This is a genomic window from Corynebacterium sp. HMSC074C04, assembly GCF_001838295.1.
GTDB classification, from domain to species: domain Bacteria; phylum Actinomycetota; class Actinomycetes; order Mycobacteriales; family Mycobacteriaceae; genus Corynebacterium; species Corynebacterium amycolatum.
Map to the genome: position 1 here is coordinate 1,104,783 of NZ_KV836272.1, position 16,496 is coordinate 1,121,278.

The following is a 16,496-nucleotide window of genomic DNA, read 5'->3' on the forward strand; positions in this document are numbered from 1 at the left end:
GAGTTTAGTCGTCCTTACCGCGGAAGAACGAACGCGCTCGTTCCTTGGTAACGGCGGCAACCGCAGTCAGCGGGATACCTGCCGGGCAGACGTCAGCACATTCACCATAGAGGGAGCACGGACCGAAGGTGCCTTCGACCTCGTCAACCATCTTGCGGGCACGCTTGCCACGCTCTTCCTTACCCAGCGGGACCAGGGAGAGGTGAACCAGCTTTGCGCCGGTGAACAGGTGTGCAGCACCGTTCGGGCAAGCTGCGACACAAGCACCACAGCCGATGCAGGCTGCGTGGTCAAGTGCGAACTCAGCGGTCTCGTGGTTCAGGTGCAGAGTATCTGCATCCGGAGCGGTACCAGCGTTGATGGAGACGTAGCCACCCTGCTCGAGGACACGGTCCAGAGCGGAGCGGTCAACGACCATGTCCTTGATGACCGGGTATGCGGCGGAGCGCATCGGCTCGATCTTCAGGGTGTCACCATCGCTGAACTGGTGCAGACGCTGCTGACAGGTCGGGGTGTTCTGGCCCGGGCCGTGCGGACGACCGTTGACGTTCAGACCACAGGTACCACAGATACCCTCACGGCAGTCAGATGCGAACGCGAACGGCTCCTTGCCGGACTCGACGTACTTGGAGTTGACGTGGTCAAGCAGCTCCAGGATCGACATCTCTGCGACGGCGTCGTCAACGTCAACGGATTCAAAGTGTCCCTCGACGTTCGGACCTGCTTGGCGCCAGATTTCAAGGTGCAGTTTCATTACTTGTAGTTCCTTGTCATGAGCGGGACGGCTTCGAAGGTGAGCGGCTCGGCGTGGCGAATGAATTCGTGACCGGACAGATCCCATGCAGGACCATTGTTGCCTCGCTCCCATGCGGAAACGAAGCACCAGTTCGCGTCATCGCGCTCCGCCTCGCCATCTTCGGAGATGTGGTCATCGCGGTAGTGAGCACCGCAGGACTCATCGCGGTCGAGGGCGTCGACACACATGAGCTCACCGAGGTCGATGTAGTCAGCAACGCGGTTAGCGTACTCGAGCTGCTGGTTCATCTCGTTCGGCTCACCCGGGATGAACAGGTCAGACCAGAATGCCTTACGCAGTTCGCGGATCTCCTCGATACCGCGAGCCAGGTCTTCCTTGTTACGGGCCACACCACAGTCGCGGTAGAGAATCTCACCGAGCTGGCGGTGGAAGTACTCAGCGCCGTGCTTACCCTGGATACTCATCAGCTTGTCCAGGCGAGCCTGAGCGCGGTCCAGTGCTTCCTTGGCCTCCGGGGCATCCTCAGCCAGGCGGTCGGTACCGAGCAGCGGGCCCAGGTAGTTCGGAATGGTGAACGGCAGGGTGAACCAACCGTCGACCGAACCGGACAGCAGGGAGTTTGCACCCAGGCGGTTTGCACCGTGGTAGGTCCAAGATGCCTCGCCACCGGTGAACAGGCCCGGGATGGAGGTCATCTGGTTGAAGTCAGACCACAGGCCACCCATGGTGAAGTGGCAGGTCGGAGCAATACGCATCGGGACCTTGTACGGATCCTCACCGATCGCCTCTTCGTACATCTGAATCAGGTTCGAGTAGCGTTCCTTGATGACCGGCTGGCCCAGGCGCTCAATTGCGTCACGCAGATCCAGGTAGACGGAGTTCTTCAGCGGGCCAACACCGTAGCCGGCGTTAATCTGCTGAGAGTTGGCACGGGAAGCGACGTCACGCGGGACGAGGTTACCGAATGCCGGGTAGCGACGCTCCAGGAAGTAGTCGCGCTCGTCCTCCGGGATGTCGTTGGCCGGGCGCTCGTCGCCCTTCTTCTTCGGGGTCCAAATACGTGCGTCGTTACGCAGGGACTCGGACATCAGAATGGTCTTGGACTGCCAGTGCGCGTTGACCGGAAGACCGGTCGGGTGGAACTGGATGAAGGACGGGGATGCGAAGTAAGCACCCTGGTCGTATGCACGCATGATGGCCGAAGCGTTGGAGTTCTTGGCCAGCGTGGACATGTGGTAGACGTTGCCGTAACCGCCGGTAGCCAGAATAACTGCGTGAGCAGTGTGAACGGTCAGCTCACCATTGATCAGGTTACGCATGATAGCACCCTGGCAACGGCCGTCGGCGACGATGATATCAACCAGCTCGTTGTGGGTGAAGATCTCGACGTTGCCGAGACCAATCTGGCGCTGCAGAGCCGAGGTAGTCGACAGCTGCAGCTGCTGACCCGTCTGACCACGGGTGTAGTACGTACGGGAGACCTGCACACCACCGAAGGAACGGGTTGCCAGGGTACCGCCGTACTCGCGAGCGAACGGAGCACCAATTGCATTCAGGTGGTCGATGACGCGGACGGACTCGACAGCCAGACGCCAGCAGTCGTTCTCGCGGCAGCGGTAGTCGCCGCCCTTAACGGTGTCCTTGACGTGGCGGTAAGCGCCGTCGTTGTCGACCTTCTTACCGCGAGCGGAGTTGACACCACCCTGTGCAGCAATGGAGTGCGCACGGCGCGGAGCGTCGTGGTAGGTGAAAACCTGCACGTCGTAGCCGAGCTCGCCGAGCGCAGCAGCGGCAGCGCCGCCAGCCAGGCCGGTACCGACGACCATGACGCGGAACTTACGACGGTTCAGCGGCGAAACCAGGTTGGCGTGATCCTTCTGGTACTGCCAGTGGTCCTTCATGGAGACCTTGTCACCCGGGGAGTTATCGGACAGAACCTTGCCGATCTTGACCCCGTCGACAGCGCTTTCCGGCGCGCGGAAGTCCGCAGCGACGGTTGCTTCAGTGTTAGTCATAGTAAATTTCCTCCTCGACCTACGAGACCAGACCGGTCAGGACGGCGACTGGGATGAAGATGTTGCCGACAACAACCAGCAGCGGCAGCAGGCCGGACAGGAACAGCAGAACCTTGCGCCAGCGCTTACCGGTGATACCGAGGTCGGAAGTAGCGGTCCACAGACCGTGGGACAGGTGCAGCAGCAGAGCGAGCTGCGCAATGATGTACCAAACAACAACACCCGGACGCGAGAAGGACGCAACCACGTTCTGGTATGCCTCACCGTGCTCGAAAGAAGACGGAGCAACGCCAGCACCGATGGTCAGGTCCAGCAGGTGGAAGATGATGAAGGCCAGCAGCACAATGCCGGTGATCACCATCGAACGTGCAGTAAAGGTGTTCCAGCTGGACACCATGCCCTGACGGCGGAACTTGCCGCGGGACTGCTTAGCACGTGCAGCCAGGGTGAGGCCACCGAAAATGTGCAGGACAATAGCTACCAGCAGGACAATGCGGAAAATCCACAGAATGCCCTCGTTCGGAACTGCCGGAGCACCGACAGTGCGCAGGAAGGTCGCGTATGCGTTGAAGTCTTCCTCGCCAGCGAAAATCTTCAGGTTACCCAGCATGTGGACAATAACGAAGAGGCCAAACAGCACGCCAGTGACGGCCATGGTCAGCTTCAGAGCCCATGAAGGGTATTTAGGCTGCTCGCGCAGCGGTTCTACATTAATTTTGCCGTGCGCGATTGCGTCACGGTTTGAACTTTTAACAGTCATGGCACCTCCAGTGTCATATTCACTCTAAAGTCACACAGCGCCTGGTAAACATTTTTCCCCCTTTTGGGTGGGGATTTTCACAGGTTACCTAGGTCTTTTCTCCGCCTTTTCTCAGGTTATCGCATTTTAGCCACTTCTGACGTCGTCGCTGCATAAACCCTCTCCCCCACCATAAAAACGCCCCTACCCCGACTTTTGCCGATTTTTCCCCCGCCCAAACTAGCTAATAACGCAACATAAATAGCACGAAAATAAAAAACCGCCCACTTTTCTCAGGTGGACGGATTTAATACTCAATAATTATGTTGCGAAATTCTTTATTTTTACCCCTGCCGAATTCCCCAAAGGCCCAAACAGCCACCCCCAACAGGCAATCCCCCCCCTATTGGCACCGTGTACGGCCGAAGCCGTCCGACTAATCCTCGCTCTGATCCGAGTTCGCCATCACCACGGTCAACGGCTCCGGACCAATGATCACCTCATGTCCTGCGACCATAATCGGCCCAACCTGGTGGTCTCCCTCCTCCAGGACGACTTCCACCGTGCGGCCGCGCACCGTCACTCGGATACGACAACCACGAATAGTGACTCGGTACGTCAGACCACTCCAGTCCTCCGGCAGACGCGGGTCAATACTGTAGCGGCCGTCATGATCGCGGAAACCACCGAAACCATAGACCAGGGACTGCCACACACCACCGGCAGATGCGACGTGGACACCATCGGCAGCGTTGCCATGCAAGTTCGCCAGGTCCACATAGAGTCCGCGTAGGAAGAAGTCCATTGCCTGCTCCTGCAAGCCCAACTCGGCCGCAACAATGGACTGCACAACGGCGGACAGCGAGGAATCACCGGTGGTGAGCGGATCGTAATACATGTAGTCTGCGCGCTTTTGTTCCGTCGTAAAGCGATTGCCCATGAGGAACAGTGCGAGGACGACGTCCGCCTGCTTAATGACCTGGTGACGGTAAATCGTCAGCGGGTGGTAATGCAGCAGCAGCGGGCGCAGCGGGCCAACTTCGGGATCGTCGAGATTCCAGCGCTTACGCAGCAGGAACTGGTCATCCTGAGGGTGAATGCCGAGCTTCTCATCGAACGGGATGTACATCGCCTCAGCGGCCTGCTCCCACTCTTCAACCTCGCGCTCAGTGAGGTCGAAGCGGTTGGTCAGTTCGCGATAGGCAGCAGGGCGATCACGCTTCATCTGCTTGACGACGTCCGCAGCAACCCGCAGGTTATACTGCGCCATCACGTTGGTGTACAGGTTGTTGTTCACCACCGTGTTGTACTCATCTGGACCGGTGACGCTGTGAATTTGGAACTCTCGCTGCTCGGCATCAAAGAATCCCAACGACATCCAAAACCTGGCCGTGCCGAGCAACAGATCCGTGCCCTCCTTGAGCAGGAACTCCTCATCGCCGGAGGCATAGACGTACTTCATCATCGCGTACACGATGTCCGCATCGATGTGGTACTGCGCCGTGCCGGCCTCAAAGTAGGCCGAGGACTCCTGACCATTGATAGTGCGCCACGGGAAGAGGGCACCGTCGTGCGCCAGTTCGTCGGCACGCGCCCACGCGGCTTCGAGCATGTCCCAGCGGAAACGCATGGCATTGCGCGAGAATTGCGGCGACGTATAGGTAAGGAATGGGGTCACGTAGATTTCCGTGTCCCAGAAGTAGTGGCCGCCGTAGCCGGTGCCGGTCATTCCCTTGGCCGGGACGCCTTGGAATTCGGCGCGGGCGGCGGCCTGGATAATCTGCCAAATGTTCCAGCGCACTGCCTGCTGAATCTCCGGCTGATTGTAAATGACCACGTCAGAGCGCTCCCAGAAGCGTTCGAGCCACTCCTCCTGGTTCTCCATCAGCCCCAGCATGCCGATGCGGCCGACGCGGTTCAGGGTGCGCTCACAGCGGAATGCCAGCTCTTCGGCACGCACCTTACGGGAGGAGTGGTACGCGACCAGCTTCTCCAGGCGTATGACAGTGCCGACCGGCGCATCCAGGTTGAACAGGGAGCTGGCCACATCCGGCTCGGTCGACTGCGAAATCTCTACGAACGGCTCCGTGCCGTCGGGAGTGCGGACAGTAAAGGTGTGGTCCATGGAGGTAGCCACGGTCATACCGGAGTTCGCGCAGCGGTAGCCCAGCGTCGAGCGCTGCCCGTGCGCCGATTCCGACTGAAATGCCGGAATGAGAACGCGGTCTTCCAGCGCCTCGGCGCGACGGGGATCCAGTTCGGTGCCCTGCGCCTTAGCGGCATCGTGGTATTCGTCCTCGCCGTCCTGGCGGTTGAGGATCTGCGAGTTAATCATCACCGCAGCATCCGCATCCAGCAGCTCGACTTCCAGACTCATCGCGGCGACATGCTTTTCCTGGAAAGACACCATGCGCTCAGAGGTGACGCGAACGCGCTTGCCACCCGGGGTGCGCCAAATGAACCGACGACGCAGCACGCCCTCGCGGAAATCCAGGCTACGTTCGTAGTCGCTGACCTCAGCATTGCCGAGACGCAGGGGCTCATCGTCAATGTAGAGACGCATTGCCTTAGCGTCCGGAGCATTGACAATCGTCTGCCCCTGGCGGGCTAGGCCGTAGGCGTCCTCGGCGTGCCTAATCGGCCAGGTCTCATGCAGACCGTTGATATAAGTGCCGTGCTCACTGGAGTCACGGCCCTCCGGCGGGTTGCCACGCATGCCGATGTACCCGTTCGACAGCGCAAACAGCGTCTCGCCCAAACCGAGCGGGAGGCCGTTCGGCTTCGTCTCAATCAGACGCCACTCATCGACCGGAGTGATGTCTCGGTCCATGAGTCCCTCGGCATTTACAAGGTGGTGGTGCTTATCCGCACGATCCGCCGGGAAGTTACGACGCTGCTTACGACGAACTGGGGACACCGTCTCCTCCTGTTTTTCAGCCTCTGCGGTCTCCGCGTCGTGACCCTGCCCCTGCGGAATCACACGCTCAGTCTCGTCGACTGCTGCCGTGGTCGAATCGTTGGCCATGATGCCTTCCGGTTTTGTCTCAGCCATTTGTCACGAGCCAGCCTAGACGAGTGCCGCCAAGTCACTGACCACAACGTCGGCGCCCGCTCGGCGCAGCGCTTCCGCACCAGCACCGCGGTCAACACCAATGACCAGACCAAATGCGCCGGCTGCACCCGCTTGCACACCACTGATGGCATCCTCGACCACCACAGCATCGCGCGGCGCCACCCCCAGATTCTTCGCCGCGTACACGAAAGTATCGGCGGCTGGCTTACCCGGCAGGTTGTTCTCATGCGCCACCACGCCGTCAACAATCTCCACGAACCGCTCACGCAGCCCAGCGGCCGTCAGCACCGGCACCGCGTTCTTCGACGAGCTAACCACCGCCAACTGCGGTTTTTCGCTTGCCGACGAGTCCCCCGCGCCCTCTAACTCGTCGAGCAGCGCAACCGACCCCGGGTAGGCCTCAATTCCCCTCTCGACTCGCGCCAAGAAGTCATCATTTTTGCGCTTCCCGAGCCCGACAATCGTCTCGTCTTTCGCTGTGTCCTCATCGCTACCGTGCGGCAGCGAAATGCCGCGAGATTCCAGGATTGCTGCGATGCCCTCATCGCGGCGGCGGCCATCGAGGTAGGTGAAGTAGTCCTCCTCTGTGTAGGCCGAGACGCCCTTGTGCTCGAAGTAGTCGCTAAACATGTCCGCCCACGCCTGCTCGTGCACATCGGCGGTAGGGGTAATCACTCCGTCGAGGTCAAAGAGGATTGCGCCCGCGCTATGGAGGAATTCTTTGGCCTTGGCGAGGTTGGTAGCACTGTCGGTCGTGGAATTAGTCATGGGGGGTCGCAGCTCCTTGGACGTTGCAGACTGCATATTCTCAATTAACTTCCCAATCAACGCTAGCAACGTTGCCCCTACCCCGCTTGCGAACCCGGGTATCTCGAATCCGAGAATCATGGTGCGCTTCCCCCAAAAACAAAACTGCCGGCGCGCATGCGGAATTGGCATCAGAGGTTAGCCAATACCACCTACACACCGGCAGTTTGGATATCTATTTTGTTATTTCAGGCTCGGCAGCCGCAGCCCGACCAAGAATTAATCCTGGTCGATGCCCTCGCGCTTCTTGAACTCCAGGCGACGGCGGTGCAGGATCGGCTCGGTGTAACCGGACGGCTGGTTGACACCGTCGAGGATGAGCTCCTTGGCAGCCTGGAAACCAATGGACTTGTCGAAGTCCGGGGCCATCGGCAGGTATGCCTCATCGCCCTCGTTCTGGCGGTCAACGACCTTGGCCATACGCTGAAGCGAATCGATGATCTGCTCCTCGGTGACAACACCGTGCAGCAGCCAGTTAGCCAGAGTCTGGGAGGAAATACGCAGGGTAGCGCGGTCCTCCATCAGGTCAACATCGTTGATATCCGGCACCTTGGAGCAGCCAACGCCCTGCTCAACCCAGCGGATAACGTAGCCCAGGATGGACTGGCAGTTGTTGTCCAGCTCGTTGGCCTTGTCCTCATCGGACCAGTCAGCGCCCGGCTCACCAGCCTTAGCTGCCGCTACCGGGATGGTGAGCAGGTCACCGAAGGTGTCGCGGCGACCGTCGGTAAGCAGCTTGTCCTGAACGCCGAAGACGTCAACCTCGTGGTAGTGGGTAGCGTGCAGCACACCACCGGTCGGGGACGGAACCCACGCGGTGGAAGCACCCTGCTTCGGCTGACCAATCTTCTGCTCTAGCAGCTCGGCCATCTGCTCGGTCATGGCCCACATGCCCTTACCGATCTGAGCCTTGCCCTGCAGGCCGTGTGCCAGACCGGAGTCAACGTTGTTGTCCTCGTAAGCCAGCATCCACGGAGCGGTCTTCTGGACAGCCTTGCGGAACATCGGACCAGCCTGGATGGAGGTGTGGATCTCATCACCAGTGCGGTCCATGAAGCCGGTGTTAATGAAGACGACACGCTCGGAAACAGCCTTGATGGCGGCATCCAGGTTGACGGAGGTACGACGCTCCTCGTCCATCAGGCCGACCTTCAGGGTGTTGTGCGGCAGACCCAGCAGCTTCTCAACGTCTGCGAACAACTCGTTGGTGAATGCAGCCTCGTCCGGGCCGTGCTGCTTCGGCTTCACGATGTAGATGGAGCCGGTACGGGAGTTCTTACGTGCGTTGTCCTGGTCCAGGCCCGGGATTGCACACACAGCGGTGACGACGGCATCCATGATGCCCTCGAAAATCTCCTCGCCGTCGCGGTCGAGGATGGCCGGGTTCTGCATCAGGTGGCCGACGTTACGGACCAGGTTCAGGGAACGACCGTGCAGGGTGACCTCGGAACCGTCAAGAGCGGTGTAGGTGCGGTCGTCGTTGATGGTACGGGACAGCTTCTTGCCGCCACGGGTGAACTCTACTGCGAGGTCACCGACGTTCAGGCCCAGCCAGTTGGTGTAACCCAGGGTCTTATCTGCAGCGTCGACTGCGGCGACAGAGTCCTCGAGGTCCATGATGTTGGTGACAGCGGCTTCCAGGATGATGTCCTTGACACCAGCCTTGTCGGTCTTGCCAACCGGGGACTCCGGGTCAATCAGCAGCTGAATGTGCAGACCGTTGTGCTTGAAGTAAATGGACTCCGGTGCGTCCTTGTCGCCGGTGTAGCCGACCAGGGTCTCCGGCTCGCGCAGACCGGAGGTAGCGTCCCCCTCCAGGGTTGCCTGCAGGTGACCGTCGACAATGTCATAAGAGGTGACGTCCGCGTGGGAACCGTCGACCAGCGGCAGAGCCTTGTCCAGGAAGTCACGACCCCATGCGATAACGCAGTCACCGCGGACCTTGTTGTAGCCCGGGGTGTCCTTCTCCGCACCGCCATCTTCAGGAATAGCGTTGGTGCCGTACAGCGCGTCATAAAGCGAGCCCCAGCGTGCGTTCGCAGCGTTGATGGCGAAACGGGCGTTGAGGACCGGCACAACCAGCTGCGGGCCAGCGGTGGAAGTGATCTCGGTGTCGACGTTAGCGGTGGTGACCTGGAAGTCACCCGGGTTGTCAACGAGGTAGCCAATTTCCTTCAGGAATGCGACGTACTCATCCTGATTCTGCTCGCCCGGGTGTTCCTTGTACCAAGCGTCGAGCTTTTCCTGCAGCTCATCGCGCTTGACCAGCAGCTCGCGGTTGCGCGGAGTGTACTTAGCGACAATGTCACCGAAGCCGTTCCAGAACGCGTCCTTGTCCTCAATGCCGGCGGCGGGGAGTGCGGTGTCATTAACGAAGTCGTAAAGAACCTTCGCGACCTGCATTCCACCTGCCGAAATACGCTGTGCCATTGCTCTCCTCAAAACTATTGATTGCAATTTGCCCATCCAGCCATGGCCACGTCAGCGGCTCACACTGGATGCGTTGTTCCCCTACTGTATGTGATTCGGCGCACTTATGAACCGTCTTTTTCCATAACCGCCAACCGCCAGCCCGGTATAGCGCCGCTCACATTTGCCATTTCATTCGCTTTACGACGAGCACCCTGCGAACAGACCCCACCCCTCCCCAATGACCATTCGGGCATTCAATCCTGACGCCACAACCAGCCCTCCCCCACCCGCATTGACTGCAGCATCCCCGGCACTCTTTCCTCCAGCCACAGAACACCACACACAATGGGAAAGTGTCGCGCCTCACAGACATTTACTATTGCGACCTGCGTATCAACGGCCAGCGACCAATCACGTCGCTACAGTCTCCGCCTTCAAACCAGACCATAAAAGCGAGATGACAACCGAGACCCTGGCCACTACCCAGGGATGCTCCGGCGGGGTACTGACGGTGTAACGGCAGTGTATTTAGAAGCCCGTTTCTACCTTTGCGGCCGTAATTTCGGGGGTAGCGAAACACCCCCTAAACCCCAAACACTGTTAACGGCCAGCTTTGATAATTACCAAAATATAAATCACCCCAAAGCGGGGGGAACATTATTAGCGAGCCAGCCATAGGGAAATAACAGTACAAATGTACCGGCCGGTCACAGGCGAAAATTGTTAAAGCCAAGCTACACATCACAATGTTTGCAATCTTCACAGGTGTTATCCGTATTACATACTTGAATTCACATCGGAAGCTGCTTGACGAACGTAGCGCTATGCCCCAAAATGTGAGACATGGCACGCGGAAGCGGACATTGTTTTTGTTCGCGTGTTTGCGTGCAGGGGTACAGCATTTTGCTAGCGCCCCTGCATTCACGTGACACCGCGGTCACTATCGGGTCAGCCTGTAGATCGGTTCTGTCGGAATTGTTCTTAAGTCAGCACCCGGAGTTCAAAAAGCAAGCAAAAGGAAGTGACTCCGTTTATGTCTAACGTTGGTAAGGCACGTACCGCCGCCGAAATCCAGAAGGATTGGGACGAGAACCCGCGCTGGGAAGGTATCACCCGCGACTACACCGCTGAGCAGGTTGCTGAGCTCCAGGGCTCCGTCGTCGAGGAGAACACTCTCGCTCGCCGCGGCGCTGAGATCCTGTGGGAAGGCGTCAACGTTAAGGACGACTCCTACATCAACGCTCTGGGCGCACTGACCGGTAACATGGCCGTTCAGCAGGCTCGCGCTGGCCTGAAGGCTGTCTACCTCTCCGGTTGGCAGGTTGCTGGTGACGCTAACCTCTCCGGCCACACCTACCCGGACCAGTCCCTGTACCCGGCTAACTCCGTGCCGAACGTCGTTCGTCGCATCAACAACGCTCTGCTCCGCGCAGACGAGATCGCTCGCATCGAGGGCGACGACTCCGTCGACAACTGGCTGCTGCCGATCGTCGCTGACGGTGAGGCTGGCTTCGGTGGCGCTCTGAACGTCTACGAGCTGCAGAAGGCTATGATCAACGCTGGTGCCGCTGGTACCCACTGGGAGGACCAGCTCGCTTCTGAGAAGAAGTGTGGCCACCTGGGCGGCAAGGTCCTGATCCCGACCCAGCAGCACATCCGCACCCTGACCTCTGCTCGCCTGGCTGCTGACGTCTCCAACACCCCGACCGTCATCATCGCCCGCACCGACGCTGAGGCCGCTACCCTCATCACCTCCGATGTTGATGAGCGCGACCAGAAGTTCATCACCGGTGACCGCACCTCCGAGGGCTTCTACCACGTCCAGAACGGCCTGGAGCCGTGCATCGAGCGTGCAAAGTCCTACGCTCCGTACGCTGACATGATCTGGATGGAGACCGGTACTCCGGACCTCGAGCTGGCTAAGAAGTTCGCTGAGGGCGTCAAGGCTGAGTACCCGGACCAGCTCCTGGCTTACAACTGCTCCCCGTCCTTCAACTGGTCCGCTCACCTCGAGAAGGACGAGATCGCCAAGTTCCAGAACGAGCTGGGCAAGATGGGCTTCAAGTTCCAGTTCATCACCCTGGCTGGCTTCCACGCCCTGAACTACGGCATGTTCGACCTGGCTTACGGCTACGCTCGCGAGCAGATGTCCGCATTCGTCGACCTGCAGAACCGCGAGTTCGAGGCTGCCGAGAAGCGCGGCTTCACCGCTGTCAAGCACCAGCGCGAGGTTGGCGCTGGCTACTTCGACCGCATCGCCACCACCGTCGACCCGAACTCCTCCACCACCGCCCTGAAGGGCTCCACCGAGGAGGGTCAGTTCTAAGTCACTCGGCTTAGGACTTAGGTCAAGGACCTAACTTCAACACCCAGCGAGGGTTGCACTTGCAGCCCTCGCTGGGTGTTTTTGTGTGTTTATCGACATGTCGACTCCGGGCCGTCGTGAAGCGTGCCTGAGAACCTCAGCACCTACACACGCAAGCAAAGGTTGCAACGGTTCTCTACACAAGTTCAGCAAAGCCCGCGATATGCTGGGCAGTATGTCGAAAACCTATGTCGGATCCCGCCTCCGCCAGCTACGCCGCGAGCGCGACCTCAGCCAGGCTGCGCTCGCGCAGGCGTTGGGCCTCTCGGCTAGTTACGTCAACCAGATTGAGCACGACGTCCGCCCGCTGACTGTGCCCGTGCTGCTCCGCATCACGGACACATTCGGCGTTGACGCGACTTTCTTCTCCCGCGATGACGATTCTCGCCTCCTCGCTGAGGTTCAGGACGTGGTGATGGACAAGGAGATCGCTAAGTCCCCCATGGACCTGCAGGAGATCTCGGAAATGGTTCGCGACCATCCCGACATCGCCCGCATCATGGTGGATATCCACCGCCGCTACCGCAACGTCACAGACAAACTCTCTCTGGCCACCGAGGAGCGCAACTTCGGCAACAGCACCGACACCGCCTCCGGCTCACAGGCGCTGACCATGCCACATGAGGAGGTCCGCGACTACTTCTACGCCCGCCAGAACTACATCGCTTCGGTCGACACCGCCGCCGAGGAGCTGGCCCGCGAGCTGCGCATCACCGACGAGACCACCGATGTGGTCTCTGTGCTGGCCGACAGGCTGTCCAACGACCATGGGATTCGGATTGCGCTGGAATCGTCGTTAGGCGATGTGCAGCACAGCCTTGATCGGCCGACGAAGACGCTCTACCTCGCGCGGCACCTCTCGCCGGGACAGCGGGCCTTCCGCATGGCCACGGAGCTGGGGTTTTTGGAGCAGGGCGAGACCATTTCCGAAGCCGTCGCGTCCGGGCATTTCATGTCGGAAGAGTCGCGGAAGCTGGCGCAGCGCGGAGTCGCGACGTACTACGCGGCGGCGCTTATTCTGCCGTATGAGTCGTTCCATGCGATGGCTGAGTCGAAACGCTACGACATCGAGCTGTTGTCGCGCACTTACGGCGTGGGCTACGAGACCATCTGCCACCGACTGTCCACGATGCAACGCCCCAGCTTGCGCGGTATTCCATGGACATTCGTGCGCGTCGACCGCGCGGGCAACATGTCCAAACGTCAATCCGCCACGGGCTTCCACTTCACGCATTCGGGCGGTACCTGCCCGTTGTGGAACGTCTACGAGACTTTCTCCTACCCCGGCAAAGTCATGCGGCAGGTCGCGCTCATGCCGGATGGTCGGCCGTACATGTGGATCTCGCGGACCGTGGAGCATCACGCGGCACGTTTCGGCAAGCCAGGTAAGGTTTTTGCCATCGGTTTGGGCTGCGAGGCCCGTCACGCTGAGCGCACCGTGTACGCCGATGGTCTCGATCTCGCGGACCTCGACGCCGCCACTCCGATCGGTGCTGGCTGCAGGGTCTGCTCCCGCGAGGCCTGTCCGCAGCGCGCGTTCCCGCCGATCCATCGCGATATCGACATCAACATGCACCGCTCCACCGTCTCGCCGTACTAGTTCGCTTTACGACGGGCGCAGGGCCGGCCTGTTTGCGGGGGGCTTGGTTCGCGCAGGATGCCCCAAAAAAGGAAGACCCCAAAAAGAAAGTGCTTAAGTTTATGACACTTTCGCACCGATTTTCACGGTCAAACTGTCATAAACTTAAGCACTAACTCGTATCTGCCTGAGCCAGGACCAGCGAAGGCTGGCCCTAGGCCAAAGCCACAACCTCTTACAGGTTAATCATCTTGCCCATAACGCCCTCGGCTGCTTCCTTCATAGCCTCGGACATGGTCGGGTGAATGTGAACGGCGCGGCCGATTTCCTCAGTGGTCAGCTCGTACTTCTCAGCCAGAACCAGCTGCGGCATGAGCTCGGAAACGTTGGCGCCCACCATGTGACCACCCAGCAGCTCGCCGTACTCAGCATCTGCAATGAGCTTCACGAAACCAGCCGGCTCCGCCAGACCCTGGGCCTTACCGTTTGCAGAGAACGGGAAGGTGGAGACCTTAATCTCGCGGCCGTTCTCCTCTGCCCACTTCTTGGCCTGCGCCTCGGTCTTACCGAAGGAACCAACCTGCGGGTTACAGAAGGTTGCGCGCGGCATCATGTTGTAGTCCGGGATGGTCTCGGTCTCGTGTCCCGCCATGTGCTCAGCTGCGATAACGCCCTGTGCCTCAGCGACGTGTGCCAGCTGCAGCTTCATGGTGACGTCACCGATGGCGTAGATGTTGTCGACGTTGGTGCGCATGTACTCGTCGATGACAATCTCGCCGCGCTCGCCCAGCTCAACACCGGCCTTGTCCAGGCCGATGCCCTCGGTGCGCGGTGCGAAGCCGATGGAGACCATAACGCGGTCGACGGTCAGAGTCTGCTCGTCGCCGCCATCCTTGGCCTCGACCTTGACCTCAACCGAGTCACCATTGTCCACGATGGAGGTGGTCTTGTGCCCGGTCATGAGCTTGACGCCCAGCTTCTTGTATTCCTTGGCAATAACCTTGGAGACGTCTGCGTCCTCGTTCGGCAGAACGTTGTCCATGAACTCGACGATGGTGACGTCCACGCCGTAGTTAGCCAAGACGTATGCGAACTCCATACCGATGGCGCCAGCGCCGACGATAACCATGGAGTCCGGCAGCTCGTCGGAGAGAATCTGCTCTTCGTAGGAAACGATGTTGCCGCCGACCTCAACGCCCGGCAGAGAACGGACGACAGAGCCGGTTGCAATAATCGCCTTGTCGAAGGTAATTTCCTTGCCCTTGTCATCGCCATCAGTGATGGCCATGGAGGTCGGGCCAGTGAATTCACCGAAACCGTTGATTTCGGTGATCTTGTTCTTCTTCATCAGGAAATGAACACCCTTGACGATGCCCGCGGACACCTTGCGCGAACGCGCGTGTGCGGCACCGAAGTCAAAGGAGACATCGCCGGAGATACCGAAGGTCTTAGCCTCATGGTTGAAAATGTGCGCCACCTCGGCGTTCTTCAACAGAGACTTGGATGGAATACAGCCAACGTTGAGGCAGACACCGCCCCAGTATTGCTTCTCCACCACGGCAGTCTTCAGGCCCAGCTGGGATGCACGGATTGCTGCGACGTATCCGCCAGGACCGCCGCCGAGTACTACAAGATCAAAATGTTCAGCCACGTGCACAAGTCTACGCACGACTTGTCTTTACTTCACGCGCGAGTCCCGGTTTTACCTACTGCGGTCGGCTACGGTGGTGGGCATGGGCACCGACACGGACACCGACTTGGGCAACAATCTCTCCTTCCTCTCCACTGACCTTGTCCCCGATTGGCTGGACGATATCGACGGCTCCCAGGCGCTGGCGTGGGCCCGCGCGCAGTCGGAGGCCACCGTCGCAGGCGTCGATTCGCTTGCCGACGACACCAGCGACCGCACCAACCTGGAACAACGCATCCTGGCTGCGCTCAACACCGATGCCCGGATCGCATACCCGGTGCGGCGCGGCGAGTACCTCTATAACTTCTGGCGGGATGCCGAGCATCCGCGGGGCCTGTGGCGGCGGACGTCGTTGCAGAGCTATCTGGCTGGCCAGGAAGATCCGCAGGCGACCGAGTGGGAAACTCTCATCGACCTCGATGCGCTGGCGAAAGCCGAGGGAGAAAACTGGGTCTGGAAGGGCACGGTGTGCCGCTATCCGGAGTATGACCGCGCGTTGATTCTGCTCTCTCGCGGCGGCGCCGATGCCACTGTGGTGCGGGAGTTTGACCTCGTCAACTGCATTTTTGTCGAGGATGAGTCGTTCTACCTCCCGGAGGCGAAGTCCGATGTCTGTTGGTTGGGTCGTGACGAAATTCTCGTTGGCAGTGACTTTGGTCCGGGGTCACTGACGGATTCGGGCTACCCGCGGCAGGTGCGTAGGTGGCGGCGCGGCACGCCGTCGTCAAGCGCGGATGTGGTTTTCTCGGGCCACAGTGATGATGTGGCCGTGGGCGGCTGGTTCGACGCGACGGAGGGTTTTGAGCGGCTGTTTGTCGAGCGTGCGCATGATTTTTATAATTCGCAGCGGTTCGTGGCAGCGGAGCGTCCGGGCAAGTTGGCGGCGCAGCAGAATGGGGACTTTTCCCTGCAGATCCTGGAGGTGCCGCAGGACTGTCGCACGAGTGTCCATCGGCAGTGGTTGGTGCTGATGCCCCGCACGGAGTTCAATGGCATTCCGGCTGGTGGCGTGGCCGTTGTGGAGCTCGATAAGTGGCTGGCGGGCTCGCGTGAGGTGGA

At 59.8% G+C, this 16,496-nt stretch carries 9 protein-coding genes and 1 pseudogene; 3 read left to right on the forward strand and 7 right to left on the reverse strand.

The features are described from left to right. Positions 1-4 precede the first annotated feature (4 nt). The 6 genes from HMPREF3011_RS09315 to HMPREF3011_RS09340 all read right to left on the reverse strand — a co-directional run bounded on the left by HMPREF3011_RS09315 (position 5) and on the right by HMPREF3011_RS09340 (position 9,821). Positions 5-754 (reverse strand): succinate dehydrogenase/fumarate reductase iron-sulfur subunit, encoded by a 750-nt coding sequence (locus tag HMPREF3011_RS09315; protein WP_016421966.1) that lies wholly within the window; start codon positions 752-754, stop codon positions 5-7. Further along, on the reverse strand, positions 754-2,772 hold the full coding sequence (locus HMPREF3011_RS09320) for a fumarate reductase/succinate dehydrogenase flavoprotein subunit (protein WP_070827645.1): 2,019 nt from the start codon (positions 2,770-2,772) through the stop codon (positions 754-756). Before HMPREF3011_RS09320 ends, HMPREF3011_RS09315 begins: the two co-directional genes overlap by 1 nt. 19 nt (positions 2,773-2,791) lie before the next feature. Beyond that, positions 2,792-3,532, reverse strand: coding sequence for a succinate dehydrogenase cytochrome b subunit (locus HMPREF3011_RS09325; RefSeq protein ID WP_049189509.1), 741 nt, complete (start codon positions 3,530-3,532; stop codon positions 2,792-2,794). Positions 3,533-3,947: 415 nt separating this feature from the next. Continuing rightward, positions 3,948-6,563 carry a glycoside hydrolase family 65 protein gene (locus HMPREF3011_RS09330; RefSeq protein WP_016421963.1) on the reverse strand — a complete coding sequence of 872 codons (2,616 nt, stop codon included), beginning with the start codon at positions 6,561-6,563 and terminating at the stop codon, positions 3,948-3,950. 15 nt (positions 6,564-6,578) lie between these two features. Continuing rightward, on the reverse strand, positions 6,579-7,352 hold the full coding sequence (locus HMPREF3011_RS09335; protein ID WP_210401650.1) for an HAD family hydrolase: 774 nt from the start codon (positions 7,350-7,352) through the stop codon (positions 6,579-6,581). 258 nt (positions 7,353-7,610) lie between these two features. Next, on the reverse strand, positions 7,611-9,821 hold the full coding sequence (locus tag HMPREF3011_RS09340; protein ID WP_070841422.1) for a malate synthase G: 2,211 nt from the start codon (positions 9,819-9,821) through the stop codon (positions 7,611-7,613). Between the two features lie 1,015 nt (positions 9,822-10,836). Here HMPREF3011_RS09340 and aceA point away from each other — a divergent pair. Both aceA and ramB read left to right on the forward strand, forming a co-directional pair. Then, positions 10,837-12,129 (forward strand): isocitrate lyase, encoded by a 1,293-nt coding sequence (gene aceA, locus HMPREF3011_RS09345; RefSeq protein ID WP_016421960.1) that lies wholly within the window; start codon positions 10,837-10,839, stop codon positions 12,127-12,129. Positions 12,130-12,343: 214 nt separating this feature from the next. Then, positions 12,344-13,768, forward strand: a complete 1,425-nt coding sequence (gene ramB / locus HMPREF3011_RS09350; RefSeq protein ID WP_070841549.1) for an acetate metabolism transcriptional regulator RamB — start codon at positions 12,344-12,346, stop codon at positions 13,766-13,768. 214 nt (positions 13,769-13,982) lie between these two features. Here the strand turns inward: ramB and lpdA are convergent, their stop codons facing one another. Further along, the gene (gene lpdA / locus HMPREF3011_RS09355) at positions 13,983-15,398 is read right to left on the reverse strand and encodes a dihydrolipoyl dehydrogenase (protein WP_049189521.1); all 1,416 of its coding nucleotides are present in this window, start codon (positions 15,396-15,398) and stop codon (positions 13,983-13,985) included. An 82-nt stretch (positions 15,399-15,480) separates the two neighbouring features. On the opposite strand from lpdA, the pseudogene HMPREF3011_RS09360 reads away from it, so the two are divergent. Further along, positions 15,481-16,496: pseudogene (locus tag HMPREF3011_RS09360) on the forward strand (prolyl oligopeptidase family protein); the annotation flags it as partial.